The 22932-nt window shown below is 65.3% G+C and carries 21 protein-coding genes; 6 read left to right on the forward strand and 15 right to left on the reverse strand.

Going from position 1 to position 22932, the window contains the following annotated elements; translation table 11 throughout:
* Positions 1–5 precede the first annotated feature (5 nt).
* From otnI to U5775_RS10370, 4 genes are all read right to left on the reverse strand, one after another.
* Positions 6–800 (reverse strand): 2-oxo-tetronate isomerase, encoded by a 795-nt coding sequence (gene otnI / locus U5775_RS10355; RefSeq protein WP_322058041.1) that lies wholly within the window; start codon positions 798–800, stop codon positions 6–8.
* Positions 801–852: 52 nt separating this feature from the next.
* Positions 853–1491, reverse strand: coding sequence for an aldolase (locus U5775_RS10360; RefSeq protein ID WP_322058042.1), 639 nt, complete (start codon positions 1489–1491; stop codon positions 853–855).
* Entirely contained in the window at positions 1488–2807 is a 1320-nt protein-coding gene (gene otnK / locus U5775_RS10365; protein WP_322058043.1) for a 3-oxo-tetronate kinase, read from the reverse strand. Before otnK ends, U5775_RS10360 begins: the two co-directional genes overlap by 4 nt.
* A 94-nt stretch (positions 2808–2901) precedes the next feature.
* Positions 2902–3783 carry a LysR substrate-binding domain-containing protein gene (locus tag U5775_RS10370; protein WP_322058044.1) on the reverse strand — a complete coding sequence of 294 codons (882 nt, stop codon included), beginning with the start codon at positions 3781–3783 and terminating at the stop codon, positions 2902–2904.
* 202 nt (positions 3784–3985) lie between these two features.
* Between U5775_RS10370 and U5775_RS10375 the strand changes: the two genes are divergently transcribed.
* From U5775_RS10375 to U5775_RS10390, 4 genes are read left to right on the forward strand one after another with little or no spacing between them, the layout of a single operon-like run.
* Positions 3986–4249 carry a DUF3311 domain-containing protein gene (locus U5775_RS10375; RefSeq protein WP_322058045.1) on the forward strand — a complete coding sequence of 88 codons (264 nt, stop codon included), beginning with the start codon at positions 3986–3988 and terminating at the stop codon, positions 4247–4249.
* Positions 4246–5724 (forward strand): sodium:solute symporter, encoded by a 1479-nt coding sequence (locus tag U5775_RS10380; RefSeq protein WP_322058046.1) that lies wholly within the window; start codon positions 4246–4248, stop codon positions 5722–5724. The genes U5775_RS10375 and U5775_RS10380 overlap by 4 nt, the downstream gene beginning before the upstream one ends.
* On the forward strand, positions 5721–6929 hold the full coding sequence (locus U5775_RS10385; protein ID WP_322058047.1) for an amidohydrolase family protein: 1209 nt from the start codon (positions 5721–5723) through the stop codon (positions 6927–6929). Before U5775_RS10380 ends, U5775_RS10385 begins: the two co-directional genes overlap by 4 nt.
* 36 nt (positions 6930–6965) lie before the next feature.
* A complete protein-coding gene (locus U5775_RS10390) occupies positions 6966–8417 on the forward strand; it encodes an amidohydrolase family protein (protein ID WP_322058048.1) in 1452 nt (483 codons plus the stop codon).
* 21 nt (positions 8418–8438) lie between these two features.
* Here the strand turns inward: U5775_RS10390 and U5775_RS10395 are convergent, their stop codons facing one another.
* The 7 genes from U5775_RS10395 to U5775_RS10425 form a co-directional block, all read right to left on the reverse strand.
* The gene (locus U5775_RS10395) at positions 8439–9287 is read right to left on the reverse strand and encodes a bifunctional allantoicase/(S)-ureidoglycine aminohydrolase (RefSeq protein ID WP_322058049.1); all 849 of its coding nucleotides are present in this window, start codon (positions 9285–9287) and stop codon (positions 8439–8441) included.
* A 112-nt stretch (positions 9288–9399) separates the two neighbouring features.
* Positions 9400–10599, reverse strand: a complete 1200-nt coding sequence (locus U5775_RS10400) for an amidohydrolase family protein (RefSeq protein WP_322058050.1) — start codon at positions 10597–10599, stop codon at positions 9400–9402.
* Positions 10600–10765: 166 nt separating this feature from the next.
* The gene (locus U5775_RS10405; RefSeq protein ID WP_322058155.1) at positions 10766–12316 is read right to left on the reverse strand and encodes a gamma-glutamyltransferase family protein; all 1551 of its coding nucleotides are present in this window, start codon (positions 12314–12316) and stop codon (positions 10766–10768) included.
* A 205-nt stretch (positions 12317–12521) separates the two neighbouring features.
* On the reverse strand, positions 12522–13061 hold the full coding sequence (locus U5775_RS10410; protein WP_322058051.1) for a DUF1097 domain-containing protein: 540 nt from the start codon (positions 13059–13061) through the stop codon (positions 12522–12524).
* A 28-nt stretch (positions 13062–13089) separates the two neighbouring features.
* The gene (locus U5775_RS10415; protein WP_322058052.1) at positions 13090–14361 is read right to left on the reverse strand and encodes an amidohydrolase family protein; all 1272 of its coding nucleotides are present in this window, start codon (positions 14359–14361) and stop codon (positions 13090–13092) included.
* Positions 14362–14594: 233 nt separating this feature from the next.
* Positions 14595–15239 carry a response regulator transcription factor gene (locus tag U5775_RS10420; protein WP_322058053.1) on the reverse strand — a complete coding sequence of 215 codons (645 nt, stop codon included), beginning with the start codon at positions 15237–15239 and terminating at the stop codon, positions 14595–14597.
* A complete protein-coding gene (locus U5775_RS10425; RefSeq protein WP_322058054.1) occupies positions 15227–16315 on the reverse strand; it encodes a PAS domain-containing protein in 1089 nt (362 codons plus the stop codon). Before U5775_RS10425 ends, U5775_RS10420 begins: the two co-directional genes overlap by 13 nt.
* A 427-nt stretch (positions 16316–16742) precedes the next feature.
* Between U5775_RS10425 and U5775_RS10430 the strand changes: the two genes are divergently transcribed.
* A complete protein-coding gene (locus U5775_RS10430; protein ID WP_322058055.1) occupies positions 16743–17285 on the forward strand; it encodes a helix-turn-helix domain-containing protein in 543 nt (180 codons plus the stop codon).
* A complete protein-coding gene (locus tag U5775_RS10435; RefSeq protein ID WP_415913549.1) occupies positions 17282–18616 on the forward strand; it encodes a type II toxin-antitoxin system HipA family toxin in 1335 nt (444 codons plus the stop codon). The genes U5775_RS10430 and U5775_RS10435 overlap by 4 nt, the downstream gene beginning before the upstream one ends.
* Before the next feature lie 60 nt (positions 18617–18676).
* Here U5775_RS10435 and cyoD read toward each other — a convergent pair whose 3' ends face one another.
* Genes cyoD through cyoA form a run of 4 tightly spaced genes read right to left on the reverse strand, consistent with a single transcriptional unit; the run spans position 18677 to position 22797 of the window.
* Complete coding sequence (gene cyoD, locus U5775_RS10440; protein WP_322058057.1) at positions 18677–19063, reverse strand: cytochrome o ubiquinol oxidase subunit IV; 387 nt, start codon at positions 19061–19063, stop codon at positions 18677–18679.
* Positions 19060–19665 carry a cytochrome o ubiquinol oxidase subunit III gene (cyoC, locus tag U5775_RS10445; protein WP_322058058.1) on the reverse strand — a complete coding sequence of 202 codons (606 nt, stop codon included), beginning with the start codon at positions 19663–19665 and terminating at the stop codon, positions 19060–19062. Before cyoC ends, cyoD begins: the two co-directional genes overlap by 4 nt.
* A gap of 3 nt (positions 19666–19668) precedes the next feature.
* Positions 19669–21687, reverse strand: coding sequence for a cytochrome o ubiquinol oxidase subunit I (cyoB, locus tag U5775_RS10450; protein WP_322058059.1), 2019 nt, complete (start codon positions 21685–21687; stop codon positions 19669–19671).
* A 6-nt stretch (positions 21688–21693) separates the two neighbouring features.
* Entirely contained in the window at positions 21694–22797 is a 1104-nt protein-coding gene (gene cyoA / locus U5775_RS10455) for a ubiquinol oxidase subunit II (RefSeq protein WP_322058060.1), read from the reverse strand.
* Between the last annotated feature and the right edge of the window lie 135 nt (positions 22798–22932).

Raw genomic sequence — 22932 nt, forward strand, 5'->3', positions numbered from 1 at the left:
GCCCGTTAAAGTGGTTCCGGCGCCTGAAGATACGGACGCAGCCACCCTAACCCCTCGGACGTGGCCGCCTTCGGCCGGTATTCGCAGCCAATCCAGCCGTCGTAGCCGAACGAATCGATCAGCGCGAACAGGTACGGATAATTGAGCTCGCCGAGGTCCGGCTCGTGCCGCTCCGGCACGCCCGCAATCTGGATGTGGCCGATGCCGGCGATGTCGCGCTTGAGCTTCATCGCGAGATCGCCTTCGACGATCTGGCAGTGGTAGCAGTCGAACTGCACGCGCAGGTTCGGCGCGCCCAACTCGCGGCAGATCGCCTGCCCGTCGTCCTGGCGGCTCAGGAAGTAGCCAGGCATGTCACGCTGGTTGATCGGCTCGATCAGGATCTGGACGCCCTCGCCGCGCGTGGCCTCGGCGGCCCAGGCGAGATTGCGCAGATAAGTTTCGCGGTGCCGTGCGCGATCGCCGTCGGCGCCGATCAGCCCCGCCATGACGTGCAGCTTGTCGTTGCCGATCGTGCGCGCGTAGTCGAGCGCGGTTTCGATCGAGCGGCGGAACTCGTCCTCGCGGCCGGGCAGCGAGGCCATGCCGCGTTCGCCCGCGGCCCAGTCGCCAGGCGGCGCGTTGAAGAGCGCCTGCACGAGGCCGTTGCCGTCGAGGCGCGAGCGGATTTCGGCGGCCGGGTGCTCGTAGGGAAAGAGATACTCGACCGCGCGAAAGCCGTCGCGCGCGGCGGCGGCGAAGCGGTCGAGGAACGCGTGCTCGTTGTACATCATGCTGAGATTCGCAGCGAAGCGCGGCATGGCATCAGATCCAGTTAGATAACAAAAAAACGGCATAAAGGCGCGCCGCGCTTTACCAGCGCGCGCCGAAACTTTGGCGCAAATCGTCCAGCGCGCGCTCGTCGAGCGGCGCGGGCTTCGGGTTCGTCATGAGCCAGAGGCGCGCCGTTTCTTCGAGCTCTTCGAGCACCGCCGACGCCTGTTCGACATCCGGCGCCCACACCACCGGACCCAGCCGATCGAGCAGCACGCCGCGCACGCGGTCTGCCAGCGCGGCCACTTCTGCGGCCACGGCCGGGTCGCCGGGGCGACGATAGCGGATCAGCGGAATGTGGCCCACCTTCATCACGTAGTACGGCGTAATCGGTGGCAGCACGTCGGTGTCGCGCCAGACGCCCGCGAGCGTCAGCGCCACGAGATGCGTCGAATGCGTGTGGACGATGCCGCGCGCTTGGGCGTTGCGCGCATAGATGCCGCGATGCAGCGCGAGCGTCTTCGAGGGTTTATCGCCCGATACGGCTTGCCCGGACAGATCGACCTTCACGATCCGCGCAGGATCGAGCCGGCCCAGGCATGCATCGGTTGGCGTGATGAGCCAGCCGTCGTCGAGCTTCGCGCTGATGTTGCCCGCGGTGCCCACCGCGTGGCCGCGCGCAAAGAGGCTCGCGCCAACGCTGCAGATCGTTTCGCGCAGCCTGGCTTCGGCGTTCATGCCGGGGCCTCCAGCCGTTGCAATGCCTTCTCGAAGAAGTCGGTCGCGCCGAAGTTGCCCGACTTGAGGGCGAGGCCGATTGCGCCGTCGAGCGCCGCGGTTGCCGGCACGCCCGGATCGATCTGCGCGCCGATCTGCAGGGCTTTCACGTCGAGCGCCTGGACCACCGCGCCCGAGGTCTCGCCGCCCGCGACCACGAACTTGCGCACGCCGAGTGCGAACAGGCCGCGCGCGATCTGCGCGAGCGTGCGCTCGACGAGCGCCCCCGCCGCTTCCACGCCGAGCTGTTGCTGAACCGCCTTGACCTCTTCGGGCGAGGCGGTCGCGTAGATCAGCACCGGCTCGGGCAAGTGCTCGCGCGCAAATGCGAGCGCCGTTTCGACGATGGGCTCGCCGCGCGCGGCGGCCAGCGGATCGAGGCGCAGCGCGGGGCGCGATGCGCGCCACGCGGCCACCTGGGCACGCGTCGCTTTCGAGGCGCTGCCGGCCAGCACCGTGGCGTGGCCCGCAACCCCGCTGAGCTTCGCGGCGTCGCTGCGTTCGGGCAGCAGTCCGGCCCGGCGGAAGTTCGCGGGCAGGCCGAGCGCAATGCCGGAGCCGCCCGTAATCAGCGCGTGGTCCGCGCAGGCTTCGCCGAGTACGTGCAAATCGGCGTCGGCCAGCGCGTCAGCGATGGCGAAGCGCACGCCTTCAGCACGTAGTTGTGCGAAGCATTCGCGTACCGCCGCCGCTCCACGCGCGATCGTGTCGTAGCGAACGAGGCCGACCTGCGAAGCCGTTTGACGCTGCAAGACGCGCATGAGGTTGGCGTCTCTCATCGGCGTCAGTGGATGATGCTCCATGCCCGATTCGCTGAGCAACGCGTCGCCGACGAACAGATGGCCGCGATAGACAGTGCGCCCGTTCTCGGGAAACGCGGGACAGGCGATCGACAATGTCGCCGCTTCGCCCAACGCGTTGCCGAGTTCGTCGGCCAGCGCATCGGCAACAGGACCGATGTTGCCCGCGTCGGTCGAATCGAATGTTGAGCAGTACTTGAAGAAAAACTGGTGGCAGCCCTGCTCGCGCAGCCAGGCGAGCGCGGCGAGCGATTGCGCGACCGCATCGGCGGCGGGAATCGTGCGCGACTTCAGCGCGATGACGATCGCGTCGGCGTCGATCCGCGCGCCCGCCTCAGGCACGCCGATGGTCTGCACGGTGCGCATGCCGCTCTTCACGAGCATATTGGCGAGATCGGTCGCACCGGTGAAATCGTCGGCGATGCAGCCGAGCAACGGCTGGGCGGCGGCACTGCGGTTCACGGTAGGGGCGGTCATGGTCGGGTGATCCGGTCATCATACGAATTACGCGGACGGTCGATCCCCAGGGATAACCCCGGTGGCACGCACGGTTACGCTGTCCAGTGCGCTTTCAGCGCCGCGGCTTGCCGATCATCCGTGACATCGCCCGCGCGAGTTCCTGCACGACGGTGTCGGCGGTCGGCCGGTGCAGCAACGCGATATCCATGGTCTCGACCAAGGGCAGCCCGCTCTTTTGCGTGAGCACGACGTGGTCGGCCGTGACCGAGCGCAGCGGCAGCAGACTGATGCCGAGCCCGTCGGCCACGGCCGCCTGGATGCCGCTCAGGCTCGAGCTGATGAAGCTCATGCGCCAGCGGCGCCCGAGCCCTTCGATCGCGTTCGTCATGTCGTCGCGATAGAGGCCGCGCGGCGGGAACGCGACCAGCGGTATCGGGTCGAGCTGAAACGACGGATTCTTCGCGCTGTCGATCCAGCGCAATTGCTCCGGCCAGCTGGCCACCGCCTCGCGGCTGTTGCGCCGGTGCTTCACGAGCGCGAGGTCGAGGTCGCCGCGGTCGTAGCTGCTGGCGATGTCGCGGCTCAGGCCGCTCGTGACTTCGAGCTTCACCTGCGGATGCTTGCGATTGAACGCCGCGAGCATATGCGTCGTCGGTCCGCCGACGAAATCCTCGGGTACGCCGAGGCGTACCGTCAAACCCACCGTCGCGCCCGCCAACGATTCGATCATCTCGTCGTTGAGCGCGAGCATGCGCCGCGCGTAAGCCAGCAGCGTCTCGCCCGCATCGGTCGGGCTCACGTCGCGCGCGCCGCGCTCGAGCAGCTTGTGCCCCGCCATGTCTTCCAGACGCTTCACTTTCTGGCTCACGGTCGACTGCGTCGAATGCAGCCGCGCCGATGCCGCCGTGAACGTGCCGCAATCCGCCACCATGACGATCGCCTTGAGCAGGTCCAGATCGAACAGCGGCCGATGCCCTCTTGCGTTGCTTTTCATCGGACTATTTGATTTTCGAATGAGATACCGCGTTCTATCACGCGATATCGGGGCTGACAATTGCACGATCATATTTGATTTTCCACTGATTTGCATTCGAACATTTAATTTTCGAATAACAGACGCAGTCGCTAACATTTGAACGTTTCGGCCCGGCTGAATGTCGGGATCAGCAAAAACATATAGAAGTCTGGAGACAGGAATGGCGCAAACGCAGTTGAGCAGGCCAGCGCGCACGAAACCGGCGGTGAACCTTCGCGTTCTGCTGGCAGCGCTGCCGTTCGTGGGCATTTATTCGGGCGGCTCGCTCGCCACCCATGTGCCGATGCTGTTCGGCGTTCCCTTCCTGCTGGTCTGGAATCTGATCTGGATGGCGGGCACGGCCGCCATTCTCGCCGTCATCTACATCCTCGACAGCCGCGATGAAGCCGCGCGCGCAGGCGAGAAGACGGAGGGCCAACCATGAATCCGGCCCTCATCATCATCGTCCTGTTCGCGCTGTTTTCGCTTTTCATCGGCCTGCGCGCGCGTCGCGGCAAAAAGCTGAGCCTCGAGCAGTGGGCCGTCGGCGGCCGCGGCTTTGGCTCACTGCTCACGTTCCTGCTGATGGCCGGCGAGGCGTTCTCGACGTTCACGTTTCTCGGCGCGAGCGGCTGGACCTATAGCAAGGGCGTGCCCGCGTTCTACATCCTTTCATATGGCTGTCTAGCCTATCTATTCGGCTACTGGATGCTGCCCGCCATCTGGCGCTTTGCGAAGGAGCGCGGCCTCGTCTCGTTCGCCGACTATTTCGCGGCCAAGTACGAAAGCCGCGCGGTCGGGGTGCTCGTCTCGGTCGTGGCCGTCTTTGCGATGGTCTCGCTGCTCATCATCCAGTTGCGCGGACTCGGCATCATCGTCTCCGAGATGTCGTACGGCTTGATCGCGGAAAACACCGCGATCTGGATCAGCGCGACGCTGATGGTGCTCTATATGAGCGTCTCCGGCATTCACGGCTCGGCGAGCATCGCGATCTTCAAGGACGTGCTGATTCTCGCCCTCGCGATTTTTCTCGGCACCTATTTGCCGATCCACTATTTCGGCGGCTACGGCGAGATGTTCGCGCGCATCAACGCCGTGCATCCCGAGCTGCTGCGCATGCCCGAGCATGGCTACAATCTGAGCTGGTACAACTCGACGCTGCTGCTCACCTCGCTCGGCTACTACCTCTATCCGCACGGCTTCACCGCGACCTACGTGGCGCGCGATGCCGCGGCGCTGCGCAAGAATACCGTGCTCATGCCTATCTATCAGGTGCTGATCGCCTTCCTGTTCATGGTCGGATTTGCAGCAGTCCTGACCGTTCATGGGCTCGAAGGCGCGCAGACCGATCTCGCGTTGCTGCGGCTCGTCAAGCAGACCTTCCCGTCGTGGTTCGTCGGCATCGTCGGCGGCGCGGGCCTGCTCACCGCGCTCGTGCCCGGCTCGCTCATCATGCTCAATGCGTCGACGACGATCGCCCGCAACATCTATCGCGAAGGCTTCGCGCCGCAGGCGAGCGACCGCGACGTCGCCCGCGTCGCGCGCATCGCGCTGCCGCTGTTCACGCTCGTGGTCGTGTACTTCGTGCTGCGCGGCGGCGCCACCTTCGTCTCGCTCGCGATCTTCTCGTCGAGCCTGCTCACGCAGCTCGTGCCGATGCTCGCCTCGAGTTTCCTCAAGCGCCCGTTCGGCACGCGCGAAGCCGCGTTCGGCGGCATCTTCGCGGGCGCGATCGTGCTCGCGCTGGCAAACTGGCGAGGCATGACGCTCGCCTCGGTTTTCCCGAGCGCGCCGCTCGCTTTCACTTCCATTAACACGGGCCTCGTCGCGCTGTTCGCCAATGCGCTGGTGTTCGTCCTCATCAGCGCCGCGCAACGCGCACTGCGAGGCCCCATGGCCACTACGGTGGAATCGGCATGACCTCAGCTACCCGCCCTCTCCTGCTTTCCAACGTTCGCCTGCCCGATGATCCGCATGGCAAGGCGGTCTCCGTCCCGGTCGTCGGCGGACGCATCGAAGCGATCGGTCCCAACGTGGCGACGCCGCCCGATGCCATCGTCGAAGACGGCGGCGGTGCGCTGCTGCTGCCCGGCTTTATCGAGGGGCACACGCACCTCGATAAAACCCTCTGGGGCCGCGAGTGGTATTGCAACGAAGTCGGCCCGAATCTCACCGACCGCATCGCCAACGAACGCGCTTTTCGCAAGACTTCGGGCCACGATGCCGGCGAGCAATCGCTCGCGCTGTCGCACGCGTTTCTCGCTGCGGGCACGACGCGCTTGCGCACTCATGTCGACGTCGACACCGATGCGGGCCTGCGCTACCTCGAAGGCGTGCTCGACACGCGCGACACGCTGGCCGACGTGCTCGACATGCAGATCGTCGCGTTTCCACAATCGGGCCTGCTGATCCGCCCCGGTACGGAAGAACTGCTGGGCAATGCGCTCGCCGCCGGTGCCGACGTGCTTGGCGCACTCGATCCCGCGTTGATCGACGGCGATCCGGTGCGCTCGCTCGACGCCACCTTCGCGCTGGCCGAGCGTTACGGCAAGCCCATCGACATCCATCTGCACGAGCAGGGCGAGATTGGCGCGTTCACGCTGAAGCTGCTGCTCGATCGCGTCGAGGCCATGGGGATGCAGGGACGCGTCGTGGTGAGCCACGCATTCTGCCTGGGCGCGTTGCCCGAACCCACGGCGCTGCTCGAACGCGTTGCGCGCTTGCGCGTGGCGCTGCTGACGAGCGCACCGCCGTCGCGCACCGTGCCGCCGCTCAAGCGCTGCCGCGAGCTGGGCATCACGATCTTCGGCGGCAATGACGGCATACGCGATACGTGGTCGCCGTACGGCGAGCCGGACATGCTCGAACGCGCGATGCTGATCGGCATGCGCTATGACCTGCGGCGCGACGACGATCTCGCGGTCGCGTTCGATTGCGTGAGCGCAGCGGCCGCGCGCGGCTGCGATTTTGCCGATTACGGCCTGCACGCGGGCGCGCGCGCCGATCTCGTGCTGGTGGACGCCCAGACGCTCGCCCATGCCGTGGTCGGGCGGCCGGTGCGCAAGCTGGTGATGGCCAACGGGCGCATCGTCGCGCGCGACGGCGTATTTACCGGTGCCGCGTAACTTGCCATATAAAAAAGACCACGAAAGAGGATGGATATGGACAATCGGGAACACGTAGATGTGCTGATCGTGCATGGCTGCGTGATGACGCTCGACCCCGCGCGCCGCGTGATCGACGACGGCGCGGTGGCGGTCAAGGGCGATCGCATCGTCGCGGTCGGCAAGACCGCCGAACTTTGCGCGAAGTATTCAGCGGAACGAACCATCAACGCACGCCGCAAAGCCGTGCTGCCGGGCTTCATCGACGCTCACGCGCACGCGGGCCATGCGATGCTGCGCACCATCGGCGGCGCCGATGGCGATGCGTGGACTCGTGCCTGCGAGGTTATCTATACGCAGGCATCGGATGAAGAATTCTGGGAGATGGAGTCGCATCTCGCGGCGCTCGAACGCCTGAAGGCCGGCGTGACGACAGGCGTCTCGCTGCTCGGCGGCGGCGACTCGATCATGCGCGTGGACGACCCGGTCTACGCGCGGCGCCATTGCGACGCCGTGGTCAAGACGGGCACTCGTTCGATGGTCGCGGTCGGTCCTTCGCGGCCGCCCGCGCCACGCGCCTATACAAGCCACGGCGCAAACGGCAGCGTGACACGCGACGTCGATTTCGATCAGATGTACGAAGTATGTAAAGCGATCGTCGACGCCTGCCATGGAGACGCGAACGGCCGCATCCACATCGCGCTGACGCTGCCCGTCTACGCGCCGCAGCACTACCCGGAACAGGCGCAGTGGGAAGACGTGGCGCGCAACGAGGCGGCGCGCTACATGGCGCTGGCGCAGTCGCGCGGGCTCGCTTTCACGCAGGACGGTCATCGCGCCGGTACGCTGGAGTTCGCGCGCCGCGAGCTGGGACTGATGAATGCGAAGTCGTTCATGTCGCACGCCATCGACCTCACCGAAGCCGATATTGCCGCGTGCGTGGAATCGGGCGCGTCGATCGTGCACAACCCAAGCGCGATCATGTCGATTATCGGACGCTGCCCCGTGCCGGAGCTGATCGATGCGGGCGTCAACGTGGCGATTGGCTCGGACGCCGCCGCGCCCGACCGCGGCTACGACATGTTCCGCCATATGTGGCAGTGCATGCACTATCACCGTCGCCACTTCCGCGATCCGGACGTGCTGCCGCATGGCAAGGTGCTGGAGATGGTCACGATCGACGCCGCCAGGGCGTTGTCGCTCGACGCGGAAATCGGTTCGTTGGAGGTGGGCAAACTGGCCGACATCATCATGGTCGACCTGTTCAAGCCGCACCTGATGCCGATGAACATGCCCGTCTATCGCGTCACGTGCTTCGCGAATGCCGCGGACGTGTGCATGACGATGGTAGGCGGCCGGGTCCTGATGGAGGACTACCGCGTGCTATCGGTCGATGAAACGGAGATACTGGAAGGTGTTGAAGCCGCTGCGGAGCACATGCTCGAGCGCAGCGGCCTGCGTCACCTGCTGGAAATGCCGGCGACGCTGTGGCGGGCTAGCCACTACTAAGCCCGCCTTTAAGCTCGGCTATTAAGCCTTACGCACCGGCTGCTGGCCGAGCGTGAGCTTCACCGTGCGGTTCACATCCTTGTACAGCAGGTAACGGAAGCGCGACGGGCCGCCCGCATAGCAGGCCTGCGGGCAGAACGCGCGCAGCCACATGAAGTCGCCGGCTTCAACCTCCACCCAGTCCTGGTTCAGGCGATAGACTGCTTTGCCTTCGAGCACATAGAGGCCGTGCTCCATCACGTGCGTTTCGGCGAACGGAATCACGCCGCCCGGCTCGAACGTGACGATGTTCACGTGCATGTCGTGGCGCATGTCGCTCATGTCGACGAAGCGCGTCGTCACCCAGCGGCCTTCGGTGCCCGGCATCGGGATCGGCTCGATGTCGCGCTCGTTCGTCACGAAGGCTTCGGGCATCGGCACGCCATCGACGGCTTCATAGTGCTTGCGCAGCCAGTGGAAGCTTGCGAGGTTGCTGCTGCGGTTGTGCAGCGACCAGTTCGTGCCCGGCGGAATGAACGCGTAGCCGCCCGGCACGAGCTTGTGCTCGACGCCGTTGAGCTTGAGCTCGAGCTCGCCGTCGACCACGAAGATCACGCCTTCAGCGAGATCGTCGAGTTCGGGACGATCGCTGCCGCCGCCGGGGCCCACTTCCATGATGTACTGCGAAAACGTTTCGGCGAAGCCGGTCAGCGGACGCGCGAGGACCCACAGGCGGGTATTGTCCCAGAACGGCAGATAGCTCGTGACGATGTCGCGAATCACGCCTTTCGGAATGACCGCGTACGCTTCGGTGAACATGGCGCGATCGGTCAGCAATTCGGTTTGAGCCGGATGGCCGCCTTTCGGTGCGTAGTAAGAACTGGATGACATGCTCTATGCTCCGTGAGGATTTGATGTCACAACTTCAAAGACGAGGCCGCGCGCGGACCAACGCGCGCGAAAGCGCTCGGGATAATTAACCGTGCTAATCGCGTCGGCCGGGTTAAGCCCGCGTGGGTTCGAAGTGCATGCGGGCGGTTTCGCCCCAGAATTGCCCGCGTCGAACGATGACGCGTTCGGCGGGCGCAGCGGCAACGGCGGCGGCCGCATTCGGAGCCTTCAGGATAACGAACGATGCCTCGTTGCCCGGCTTCAGGCCGTAATCGTCCTTGCCGAGCACGGCCGCGCCAGCGTCAGTCGCCATTTCGAGCGCCACCCACAATTCTTCGTCGGTATAGAACCCGGAGCGGTAGCCGAGCAGCATGGCGCGCTGCAGCATGTCGCCGTTGCCGTACGGCCACCAGGCGTCCTGAATGTTGTCGTTGCCGCTGAACACGCGTACGCCGGCCGCGCGTAGCTGGAGAATCGGCGGGAAGGCGCGGTCGCCGGGGGCGTTCGTCATGATCGACACGCCCGCTGCGGCAAGCGCGTCGGCGATGCGCGCGACTTCGTCCGGCCCCACGTCGCCCAGCGCGTACGCATGACTCACCGCCACCCTGCCCTGCAGGCCGGCTGCGTGAGTGCGCGCCGCGATGCGGTGCAGTTGCTCGATGCCTTGCTCGCCGGGCTCGTGCAGATGAATGTCGATTTTCACGCCGCGCTTTTGCGCAATGCCGAAGACGATGTCGAGCTGGCCCTCGGCGTCGCCGTCTAGCGTGGTCGGGTCGATGCCGCCCACCACGTCGACGCCTTCGCGCGCGGCCGCGTCGAGCACCTCAGCGGTGCCGGGGCACGACACGACGCCGGCCTGCGGAAACGCGACGAGCTCGATGTCGACGATGCCACGCCATTTTTCGCGCGCTTCCATCACGGCGTGAAGATGGGTCAGGCCGGTCGTGGCGTCCACGTCCACGTGGCTTCGCATGGCCATGGTGCCGAACGATGCCGCCTGGCGGATCAGCGCGTCGGCGCGGGCGGCAATGGGCGCGGCGCTTGCCAGCGCCGCTTTTTCGTCGGCGAGGCGTTCGCGCAGCGTCGTCGCAACACGGTGCGGGCGCCAGCGGTCGCCGACGAAACTTTTGTCGAGGTGGATGTGGCCGTCGACGAAGCCCGGCAGCACGAGGTGCCCCTGGAGGTCGACGACTTCGGCGCCGCCGGCTTCGGGGCGCGCCGAGCCGAGGCTGACAAGGCGTCCGTCGCGTACGGTGAGATTCAGGGGTTTGCCGTCGGCGCCCACGGCGTTGACGAATACGCGATCGAACATGACTGTGCCTCGGCGAATCAGGAACCACTCAACGCGTCCCGATCTGCGTTGCGTTCGCCGCGCTGCGTGGCCCTATGGGGGGATAGATATCGACACCATATCGGACACGGTCGCTATCGACAAATTAAATATTGGAATGTTCATCATTTACTTTTCCGATAGCTCGCTAGAGTCCCAGCGCGCGCCCGTCGCTGCGCGGATCGTGAGCGCCCGTCATGTGCCCGTTCGCTTCGATGCGGATGGCCCCGGGGTGTCCGGCGAGCTGGCTTTGCGCGGGAATGGCGCTCATCTGATGGCCGCGCGACGTCAGCTCGCAGAACACGCGCGCGCCTGCGTCCTCTTCGAGCTTGAGGCTGTCGCGGCTGTCCGAGAAGGTCTTGCCGAGCAGAAAGCGCGGCCGGGCCAGCGCCGTGAGCGGATCCATGCCGTAATCGATCAGACGCGTGAGCACGGCCGCAAGCGTCTGCGGCTGCCCGTCGGCGCCCTGGGTGCCATACAGCAGATGGGGCCGCCCCGCCTTGAGATACATGCCCGGGTTGAGCGTATGGAATGGCCGCTTGCTGCCGCGCAGTACGTTGGGGCTCTTCGGATCGAGGCTGAACGAGGCGCCGCGGTTGTGCCATAGCACGCCCGTATCGCCCGCCACGACGCCGCTGCCCCAGTCGAAATACACGGTTTGCAGCATGCTGACACTGTTGCCTTGCGAATCGGCCGCGCCGATGTAGACCGTATCGCCCGTTTTGAAGCCATGCGGCCACGGCATTGCGCGATCCATCCGGATACGGCGTGCGTGGGCGTCGAGCGTCTGCGCCGACAACATCTGATCGACGGGCACGTCAACGAAATCCGGGTCCGCGACGTAACGGTCGCGGTCGAGAAACGCGAGCTTCACCGCCTCGACGAGCACATGATAGTAATCCGCACTATTCTCGGGAATGCCGGCGAGATCGAAGCGCTCGAGAATGCCCATGATTTCGAGCGTGGTCACGCCCTGCGTCGGTGGCCGCAAGCCCAGCAGCTCGCCGCCGCGATACGCCACGCGCAGCGGCACCTCCTCGCGGGCCTGCGTGCGGGCCAGATCGGCCAGCGTGAGCGGCGAGCCTGCCTGCTTGAGGCCGGCGGCAACGCGGGCCGCCAGATCGCCCTCGTAGAACTCGCGGCCGCCGTGCGTGGCGATACGCTCGAGGCTGCGCGCCAGTTCGGGCTGGACGAATGGCTCGCCGGCCTGCGGGATGCGTCCGCGCGGCATGAAGACTCGCGCGAAGCCCGCCCAGCCGGCCAGTTCGCTCGCGCGCAGCGTTTGCCAGAACTGCTGTGACGGTGTGACCGGGAAGCCGTTGACCGCGTATTCGATGGCGCGCGAAAACAGCGACGACCAGCCCTGCCTGCCGCCCCACGCGCCGCGGCTCAGCGAATAAGCCTTGTCCCAGACGGCGAGCGACGCTGCCGTCGTCAGCGCCGCGCCGGGCCCGCGCACCGGAATGGCGCCCGCGTAGTCCGGCAACCGTGCGGCGGCCTGGCCGATGCCCGAGAGCGTACGAACGTTGCCGGCACGATCGCTGATCACCATGAAGGCGTCGCCGCCCAGCCCGGTGAAGTGCGGATACGTCACGCTCAACACTGCGCCGATCGCGATGGCGGCCTCGATCGCGTTGCCGCCTGCGTGCAGCACCTCGCGTCCGGCCTCGCTCGCCAGCTCGTGCGGACTGGTCACCATGCCGCGCGTCGAGCGCGCGAGACACGGCGTTTCGCCGATCGTGCCGGGAGCGAATGCGACGCCGGTCTCACGTGCCGCCAGTGTCGCAATTTCTTCGGTATCCGAATCAATATCCATATCGATACCTGTTGGTTCCTGTGCTACGAACGTCATGCTGCCTCCCCTATGCATTGATCGCTTGTGCCGCGGTCATTCCCTCCGCGCGCTATCGGACTTCCGGCTTCCAGCCCTTCCACCAGCGATGCGTGGCCACTTCGGGCGCGGAATAGCGCTCCTTCACCCAGGCATACGCCGGTCCGAGCGCGTTCATTGCGATGGCCGCAATCAAGGCCGTCACGGGATCGTGCGCAATGGGACCGAAGCCGCCGAAGAGTGTGCCGAAATACGTCGCGAACCCGAAGAACATGCCCGGGATGAAATTGAACATGACGAACAGGCGAGCCAGCGCCATCATCGTGCCGTTCAGCGTGAAGAGAATCGCCATTTGCGCGAGAACCAGCGAGCTGCCGCTGAACTGCCGCGATGCCTGATCGAAGCCGAGCACGATCAGGAATGCGAAGCATGATCCAACCGGCAAGGTGGGCCAGATCCGCTTGAGATTTTTCGCAGTCGGGCCGCCCATTGCGAAGGTGGCGGCCCAACTGATGAAGATGGCCCACGGCGGCAAATGCAACGGCAACATGCTGATCGGTATGGTCGTGACGGCAAGGGCTGATGCAACGACTTCCGCGGGCAGCTTCTTCATGATCGTCTCCTTGAGTTTTGATCGAACTTCACTGGGCGCAACAACACGCGTGCCGATGGATTTCGCAATGGTGGGTGGTGACCACGGTAATGCGGCCGCGCTTGACGACCCACAGCCGCGGCGGGATGTCGAGCAGCGCATCGGCCACCTTGAAGGTGTCGAGGATGACGAGATCGGCCTGATTGCCCACGGCGATGCCGTAACCATGCTCGATCCCGATGGCCCGCGCGGCGTTGCGCGTGCCCATGTCGAGGATCGCCTGCTGGTGCTCCGGCACGCCGAACTGCGCCACGTGGGCGAGCATGTTGCCGATCTGCAGCATGTCGGCCTTGCCGAACGGCGTGAAGGCGTTGCGTACGTTGTTCGACGAATAGGCGACGTTCACGCCCGCGTTATGCAATGCCTTGACGGGCGTGAGGCCGCGCCGCGGGTTGCGCTGGTCTCTGCGGCCGCCCAGATAAAGGTCGGTGGCCGGCAGCGTCACGATGCTGATGCCTGCTTCGCGCATCCGGTCGATGACGGGCTTGAGCGCTTCGTCGTCGAGCGCGCCGAGACTCGTGACGTGTCCTAGCGTCACGCGTCCCTGATAGCCGGTCTCGATCGTCTTTTGCGCGATGTACGAGATCGCTGCGAAGCGCGGGTCGCTGGTGTCGTCGGCGAAGTCCGCATGCATGTCGACGGGCGCGTCGAAGCGCTGCGCGAGCTCGAACACCATATCGACATGGCGCCGCGTATCGTCCCAGTTGAGCTCGTTGTACGGGCAGCCTCCCACGACGTCGGCGCCCATTTCCAGCGCCTCGACCATCAACTCGTGCGTGCCCTGCGACTTGAGTATGCCCTCCTGCGGAAACGCCACGATCTGCAGGTCGAGCAGGCCCTCGTATTGGGATTTCAGTTCTAGCAGCGTTTCCACGCCGATCAGCCCCTGGATGAGGTCGACGTCGGGGTGCGCCCGCACCGCCACGGTGCCGTTCTTGACCGCCATGTCCAGCACCTGGCGCGAACGATCGAGCACGTCGTTGCGCTCCTGCTTGCTCTTGAGCACGCCCGTCACACGGATCGCCTCGTCGAGCGTGCCGAAGCGGGCCGGCAGGCGGCGGTGCAGCAACGCCTTGTCCAGGTGCAGGTGCGCTTCGATCAGCCCCGGAATGGCGGCGCGCCCGCCCGCGTCGATGATCTCGTCGGCCGAGGCGTCGATGCCCGCCTCGATCGCCACGATGCGTCCGTCGCGAATGGCGATGTCGACCAGCGGGTCGTCGTCGCGAACGCAGACGTTGTTGATCAGCAGGTCCACATGCATGGTCGGGTCTCCTTACTTGCTGTAATGGGTCGGCCGGAAGCGGCGCGCCCGCGCTCCGGCGCGTCGTGCGTGGGCGGCGTCGCCCGTTGGCGGCCCGCCGCGGCTTGCGCGGTAAAGACAGATTAGATGGGCGGCCTGCGGCCTGGCATCGGGATCGGCTGGTTTTCGTCCAGGGATTTTCCGAGACGCACCGCACAAACCGGGCAAGCCGGACGAGGCGGATACGGCGGATATCAGGTATCCGTGCCGGCGACGATCAGGCCATGCTGGATGGCGTAGTGGACGAGCCCGGCGGTCGACGGGATATCCATCTTTTCGAGGATATTGGCCTTGTGGGTGCTGACCGTTTTGCTCGACAGCGAGAGGTTGTGCGCGATCTCGTTGATGCTGCTGCCCTCCACGAGCATCTGGAAGATCTGGAACTCGCGCGGCGTGAGCAAGGTATGAGGAAAGGAGCTCGCGGGCTGGTGCAACTGCTTGACGAGCTTTTCGGCCACGAGCGGCGAGACGATCGTGCCGCCGCGGGCGACCTTGCGTATCGCGCCGATCAGCTGATCGGATTCTGCGTTCTTGGTGAGATAGCCGTCCGCGCCCGCGCGAATCGCCTGGACCGCGTACTGCGACTCGCGGTACATGCTCAGGACCAGCACCGGCAGCGACGGATGACTCGCCTTGATCTGCTGGATCAGGGCGATGCCGCTCTTGCCCGGCATCGACATGTCGAGCAGCAGCACGTCGACGGCGGTGCTGCGCAGTTGCTCGACGACGTCGGTGCCGTCGACGGCTTCCGCCGCGACCTGCATGTCCGGCACGGTGGAGAGGATTCTTTTCAGACCGTCGCGAATGATCGCGTGGTCGTCGGCGATCATGACGCGCATGAGGGATGTTCTCCGTTGGCGGCTGTGGGGTGCAGCGGAATGCGGGCGGCCACGCGCGTCCCGTGGCCGGGCCGGCTCGTGACGCTCAGCTGTCCGCCAAGCATCAGCGCGCGCTCGCGCATGCCGACGAGGCCGAGGCCGCGCGCGTTCGGGGCGCGCGCGGTGTCCATGCCGCAGCCGTCGTCGGCAATCGCGAGGTGGCAGTGATCGTCGTGCGCGTCAAGCTCGACGACGACGCGCGAGGCCCGCCCGTGGCGGCTCGCATTGGTGAGCGACTCCTGAACGATGCGAAAGATCGCGGTGCTGCGCTCCGTATCGAGCTCGCCCAGCAGCGCCTCCGCAATGTTCAGCCGCAGCTCGCACGGCAGAGCGGTGCGTTGCGTGAACGATTCCGTCAACCATTCGAGCGCCGCGTGGAGTCCCAGCTCGTCCAGTACCGGCGGACGCAGATCGGACGCGATGCGGTGCACGGCATCCATCGTGGTGTCCACGAGCTCCTTGAGCATCCCGATGTGATCAATCTGCCCGAAGGTCAACGCGCGTGCTTGCGTCTCCAGGTAGTTCAGGCCGAGCCGCAGCCCGCTCAGCAGCTGGCCGAGCTCGTCGTGCAGCTCGCGCGAAATGCGTGCGCGTTCGCTTTCACGCACCGACTGAAGCCACGCGGAAAGCTGCCGTAACTGGGAGCGCGAATCGCGCAGCTCCGTCTCCGTGTGCTTGAAACCGGTGATGTCGCGCGAGATGCCGACCGTGCCGACGATGCTCCCGTCCGCGCCGCGCACAGGCATCTTGACGGTGTCGAACCAGAGCAGTTTGCCGTTGGGGCCGGGGCGCCTTTCCTCGTAGCGCCGGCGCTTGCCGCCTTCGAGCACGGCGCGGTCGGTGTCCAGATAGACCTCGCCCAGTTCCGGCGACCAGACCTGGTCCGGCGTGCGGCCAATGATGTCCTTCTCGGGGCGTCCGCACGCGTCAATGAACGCTTCATTGACGAGGACGTAGCGCGACTCGGTATCCTTCAGCCATGCCTGATCCGGGATATTGTTCAGAATGGCCCGGTGCAATTCGCCATAGTTCTCCACGACTGTTCCTCGCAAGGGGCTTGCGCCGACACTCGAGGCCGCCTGACCTCGCCGCTGGGTCCGCGCTCTGGAAGATGGAGGCCCGCAAAGACAAGCCCCCGGCTTGCTGCAATATATCGACACCAGCAAAAACCCGCGCCTCTAGTTTTCCCGCATATTCCTGGATTGCAGGGATTCATGAGTTATACGTCTGATTCGTTCCAGGCGCAGAGCGTTTGCGCCGGCGCCTTGACGCCTGCTTTGGCACGCCCGCACCTGGCACTCGCCCGCGCATCCCGACATGGAGCCTCTACAGCCTGAAGACTGTAATTAAAATTTACAGCCTATAGTCTGTATTTTGCTTTTACAGGTTTAAGATTGTATTTTGCATTTACAGTCTATACACTGTGATTTGCCCTTCACCACGTTACCGCTGCAGGAGCCTCGCGTGGACTATTCGCTCAAGACCGTCAGCCAGTTGCGCCCCATGCTGCTGGGATTCCGCAAGCAAGCCGGCCTCACCCAGGAAAAGGTCGCGCAGCGCCTTGGCATCTCCCAGCAAAGCTATGCCGCCTTCGAAGCGCACCCCGAGTCCGCAAGCGTCGACCGGCTTTTTCGCGTTCTTCGGCTGCTCGCGGTGGAAATGCGCCTGTCCTCTGCGGCTGCGGCATCCGTGAGTGCCGCGCGCAGCAAGCCGGCCAAAGCGGTCAAAGCGTCCCCAGGCGCCGCGGCGCCGGCTCGGGCCGCAAAGCGCAAAGTCTCCGAAACCCGCCCCGCAGCGGCCAAGACCCGCGGCGCTCCGGCTAGCCCGCCGAAGCGCAAGGCGGCGCCCGCGCCCGCAACACGCAGCGCCGCCACGAAAAAGCGTGCTGCGCCCACAGCAGCGCCTGCGGCACCTACGCGCGCAGCAAAACGCACTAGCGCGCCCACCGTCGCCAGGGGCTCGACGCCCAAGGCCCGCGCGAAGCCGCGCAAGCGGGAGGACTGGTGATGGCGCGCGCCCGCCAGACGAACCGGCTCGACTTGTGGATGAACGGTCTGCCCGTTGGCTACTGGGAAATTGCGCGAGGCGTGGAGCGTCTCGCGTATTCAGAAAGCTGGACGGAAGACGAGCAAGGCCGCCCACTCTCGCTCTCGCTGCCCTTCACGCCCGGCAACCAGCCGTTGCGCGGCGCAGTCGTCGCCGATTACTTCGACAATCTGCTGCCCGACAGCGAGCGCATCCGGCGCCGCATCGCGGCCCGCTACCGTACGGCCGGCATCACGCCGTTCGAGCTGCTCGCCGTGCTCGGCCGCGACTGCGTGGGAGCGTTGCAGCTCCTGCCGGCGGGCGAAGCGCCGGTCGGACTCGAAAGCATCGAAGGCAAGCCGCTATCCGAAAGCGCCATCGCGCGGCTGCTGCGCGACACCACCTCCGCGCCGCCGTTCGGCGAGCACGAGAGCGTGGACGATCTGCGCCTCTCGATTGCCGGCGCCCAGGAAAAGACCGCCCTGCTCCACCACGGCGGCCGCTGGCTGCTGCCTTTGGGCAGCACGCCCACTACGCACATCCTGAAGCTGCCGCTCGGCCTCGTTGGCAATATGCGCGCCGACATGCGCACCTCGGTCGAAAACGAATGGCTCTGCGCGAAGATCGTCGCCGCATTCGGGCTGCCGATCGCGGCGTGCGAAATCGCGCATTTCGAAGACACCAAGGCGCTCGTGGTGGAGCGCTTCGACCGGCGCATGGCGCGCAACGGCCGCTGGATCGTGCGGCTGCCGCAGGAGGACCTGTGCCAGGCCACCGGCACGTCGGGCCTGCACAAGTACGAAGCCGACGGCGGCCCCGGCATCGAAAGTGTCATGGCCGTGCTCGGAGGCTCCTCGCGCCAGGCGGACGACCGGCGTCATTTTTTCATGGCACAACTGATTTTCTGGTTGCTCGCCGCCACGGATGGCCACGCCAAGAACTTCAGCATCGCGCATCTGCCCGGCAGCCGCTACGTCGCCACGCCGCTTTATGACGTGCTTTCGGCGCATCCGATCATCGGGCGCGGGCGCAATCAGCTTCCGGCGCAGCGCGCGAGCCTCGCGATGGCCGTGCGCGGTCGCAACGCCCACTATCGCATCGCGCAGATCCTGCCGCGGCACTGGATCGCCCAGGGGCAGCGCGTGGGCTTTTCCGTCGAGCAAGTCGAAGCAATGATGGAGACGGTGGCCGGGGAAACCGAACGCGTGATCGGCGAAGTCGCCGCGCAGCTTCCCGGCGACTTTCCGCTCGACGTGGCCGAGGCGATCTTCGCGGGCATGCGCAGGCAGGCAAGGGTCCTGAACCCGGCTTGAGCCGATGCTGGCAACGCGCGCGCTGCGCGTTGCCAGCCAGGTTTGCGTGAGTGCGTGGGATCAGTCGCGCGCCATCGCGCGTTCGACGCTCATCTGCGTGGGCATCATGTTGACGTTCGCGTTGTGCATGACCCACAGCGAAAGCCCGACGATCACCGCAATCAGAAACCCCGTGCAGATGAAGATGCCGGTGTTCGCGCGCTGACTACGCGACGCGCCGATATGCAGGAAATACACGAGCTGCACGACGAGCTGCGCGACGCACAGCACGACGATGGCCACGAGCCCCGCTTCTGGCGACACCAGATGCAGCATCACCACGCCGAACGACGCGAGCGTGAGCACGAGCGAGAGAATCGTGCCGATCATGTAGCTCTTGAGGCTGCCATGCGCATCATCGTGACTGCTGTCGTGACCGCTCGAATGCGTTACGTTGGTTGAACTCACAGCATGCCTCGCAGATAAACAAAGGTGAAAACGCAGATCCACACGAGATCCAGGAAGTGCCAGAACAGGCTCAGGCACGCGAGACGGCGGCGGATCACACCGGTGAGGCCGAACTTCCAGGTCTGATGCATCATGATCGCGATCCATAGCAGACCGGCCGTCACGTGCAGGCCGTGCGTGCCGACCAATGTGAAGTACGCCGAAAGATACGCGCTCGTATGCGGGCCCGCGCCATCGGCGATGAGCTTGGCGAACTCGTTCACCTCCATGCCGACGAAGCCCGCGCCGAACGCGAACGTGATCGCGAGCCACACGATCACCTGCGCGCGGCGCTGCGCGTGCAGGCCCAGCATCGCCATGCCGAAGGTCACGCTGCTCGCGAGCAGCAGCAGCGTTTCGCCCAGCACGTAAGGCAGTTCGAAGAGCTGCCTCGCGCCGGGGCCGCCTGCCGTGGCATTCGCGAGCACGCCGAAGGTGGCGAAGAGCGTCGCGAAGATGAGGCAGTCGCTCATCAGGTAGATCCAGAACCCCAGCGTGGTTTTGGTGCTGTCGTCATGGCCGTGATCGTGGCCCTGTGCATGAGTGATAGCAGCGTGAGCCATGGTTCAAGCGATCTCCTTGAGTTGTTCAACTTGCCCGGGTCGTTCAATGGGCTGGATACCGAGCTGCCTGAAGCGCGCGTTCTCGATGCGCTCGACCTCTGCGGCCGGCACCCAGTAATCGACGTCCTGGTTGTAGCTGCGCACGATGAACGTGGCGATCATGCCGGCGAGCCCCACCGCCGCGAACAGCCACATGTGCCACACGATGGCAAAGCCGAACAGCAGGCTGAACGCGGCGATGACGAAGCCCGCTCCCGTATTGCGCGGCATGTGGATGTCTTCGTAGGCGCGCGGCTGCACGTACGCGCGGCCCGCTTCCTTGTTGTCCCAGTGCTGTTCCATCGAGCTGATCTCCGGCAGCACGGCGAAGTTGTAGAACGGCGCGGGCGAGGCCGTCGACCATTCGAGGCTGCGGCCGTCCCACGGATCGCCCGTGAGGTCGCGGCTTGCGTCGCGGTCGCGAATGCTCACGTAAATCTGCACGATGAACGAGAGAATGCCGAGGCCAACGAACACCGCGCCCACGAGCGCCACCACGAGCCACGGATGCCAGCCGGGCACCGCGTAGTGATTCATGCGGCGCGTCATGCCCTCGAAGCCGAGGATGTAGAGCGGCGTGAACGCGAGCCAATAGCCGATCAACCAGCACCAGAACGACACCTTGCCCCAGAACTCGTTGAGCGTGAAGCCGAACACCTTGGGGAACCAGAAGCTGATGCCCGCGAGACAGCCGAACACCACGCCGCCGATGATCACGTTATGGAAGTGCGCGACGAGGAACAGCGAGTTGTGCAGCACGAAGTCCGCGCCCGGCACCGCGAGCAGCACGCCGGTCATGCCGCCCACGGCGAAGGTCACCATGAAGCCGATGGTCCAGAGCGTCGCGCTGTGATAGCGGATGCGGCCGCGGTACATCGTGAAGAGCCAGTTGAACAGCTTCACGCCGGTCGGAATCGAAATAATCGTCGTCATGATGCCGAAGAACGCGTTGACGTTCGCGCCCGAGCCCATCGTGAAGAAGTGGTGCAGCCACACGAAGAACGACAGGATGCCGATCGAGGACGTCGCGTACACCATCGACTTGTAGCCGAACAGCGGCTTGCCCGAGAACGTCGCGATGATCTCCGAGAACGCGCCGAACGCGGGCAGGATCAGGATGTAGACCTCGGGGTGGCCCCACACCCAGATCAGGTTGATGTACATCATCGCGTTGCCGCCGAGCTCGTTCGTGAAGAAATGCATGTCGAGATAGCGGTCCATCGTGAGCAGCGCGAGCGTGCCGGTGAGCACCGGGAACACCGCGACGATCAGGATGTTTGTGATGAGCGCCGTCCACACGAACACCGGCATCTTCATGTGGTCCATGCCGGGCGCGCGCATGCGCAGGATGGTCACGATGAAGTTGATGCCCGAGAGCGTGGTGCCGAGGCCCGATAGCTGCAGCGACCATATGTAGTAGTCCATACCGACGGTCGGACTGTAGCCGAGCTCCGAGAGCGGCGGATACGCGACCCAGCCCGTCGCGGCGAAGTCGCCGACGAACATCGAGACCATCACCAGAATCGCGCCCACCACCGAGAGCCAGTAGGAGAGCGAGTTCACGAACGGATACGCCACGTCGCGCGCGCCGATCTGCAGCGGCACGACCACGTTCATCAGCCCGAGAATGAGCGGCGTGGCCACGAAGAAGATCATGATGACGCCGTGCGCCGTGAAGATCTGGTCGTAGTGATGCGGCGGCAGATAGCCGGCTGCGTCGTTATAGGCGACGGCCTGCTGCGCACGCATCATGATCGCGTCGGCGAAACCGCGCAGCAGCATGACGATCGCGAGCACGATGTACATGATGCCGATGCGCTTGTGATCGACCGAGGTGAGCCACTCGCGCCACAGATAGCCCCACTTCCCGCCAAGCGTGATCGCGCCGAGCAGGACCAGGCCGCCGAGCGCCACGACGGCGCCCGTGCCCATGATGATCGGCTCGTGCCAGGGAACGGCGTCGAGCGTGAGTTTTCCGAACATGTTTGTTTACTCCGCTGCCAGGGTGGCCGAGAGGGGCGAACCGGCCGCGCTGGCCGAACGGGACGACGTGGACGGGGTGGACGATATACGGCCGCCGGGACGATCGAGGCCGGGCGCCGGGTTGTTCACGCCGGCCACGCCAGCGCCGGTGCCCGTGCCGCAGATCGGATTGCCGTGAACGTCGCGCATGTACTGCCCGACTACGCCGTCGAACAGGCCCGGCGCAACGTTCGAATAGAGCGTGACGGGCGCTTTCTCGCCCGGCTGCGCGAGCTGCTGGTAGGCGCCGCGGCTCAGCATCGTGGGCGAGGCCTTCGCGCGCGCGATCCATGCGTCGAAGTCGGCGCGGCTCGTGGCGAGCGTGTCGAAGTGCATGTCCGAGAAGCCGGGTCCGCTGAATGCCGACGAGCGGCCCGCGTAGATGCCAGGATGGTTCGCGATCAGATGCAACTGCGTCTGCATGCCCGACATCGCATAGACCTGGCTGCCCAGTTGCGGGATGAAGAACGAGTTCATCAGCGAATCGGCGGTCAGGCGGAACGACACGGGCGTGTCGACCGGAATCGCCAATTGATTGACCGAAGCGACGCCGTAGTCCGGATAGATGAAGAGCCACTTCCAGTTCAGCGCGATCACGTCCACGCGGATGGGCTTTTGCTGCGATTCGATCGGCCGGTACGGATCGAGCGAATGCGTCGTGCGCCAGATCAGCACGCCGAGCAAGAGCACGATCACGCAGGGAATCGACCACACCACGACTTCGATCGCGGTCGAATGCGCCCACTTCGGCGCATAGGTCGCGTTCGTGTTGGACGCGCGATAGCGCCATGCGAACCAGAGCGTGAGCGCGATCACGGGGATCACCACGAGCAGCATCAGGCCGAGCGCGATCAGGATGAGATTCTTCTCCTGCACGCCGATATCGCCTTTCGGGTCGAGCAGCACGGAGCTGCAGCCGCCGAGCAGCGCGAGCGCGGTCGCGCCAGCGAGCGTCGCAATGGTGCGCACATGACTTAGGGGACGCTGCAGCGATGAGCGTAAGCGCTCAGGTTGAGGAAGCGGCGGGCCGGCTTCGGCGGCCGGTCCTCTTCGTGTGGGGGAGTTGCGCATGTCGGGTTCCATGGTTGACTGGTCGCGCAAACCCATCCATACGTGCTCACATCGCTTTCACGCCGACGGCCTGACACCGCCGCCCCGGACAGCCATACATCGCCTTTATGTATGGATTTACGCGCTTCGTGTCCG

Origin of the sequence: Paraburkholderia sp. J63 (assembly GCF_905220245.1) — a bacterium.
Taxonomy (GTDB): Bacteria; Pseudomonadota; Gammaproteobacteria; order Burkholderiales; family Burkholderiaceae; genus Paraburkholderia.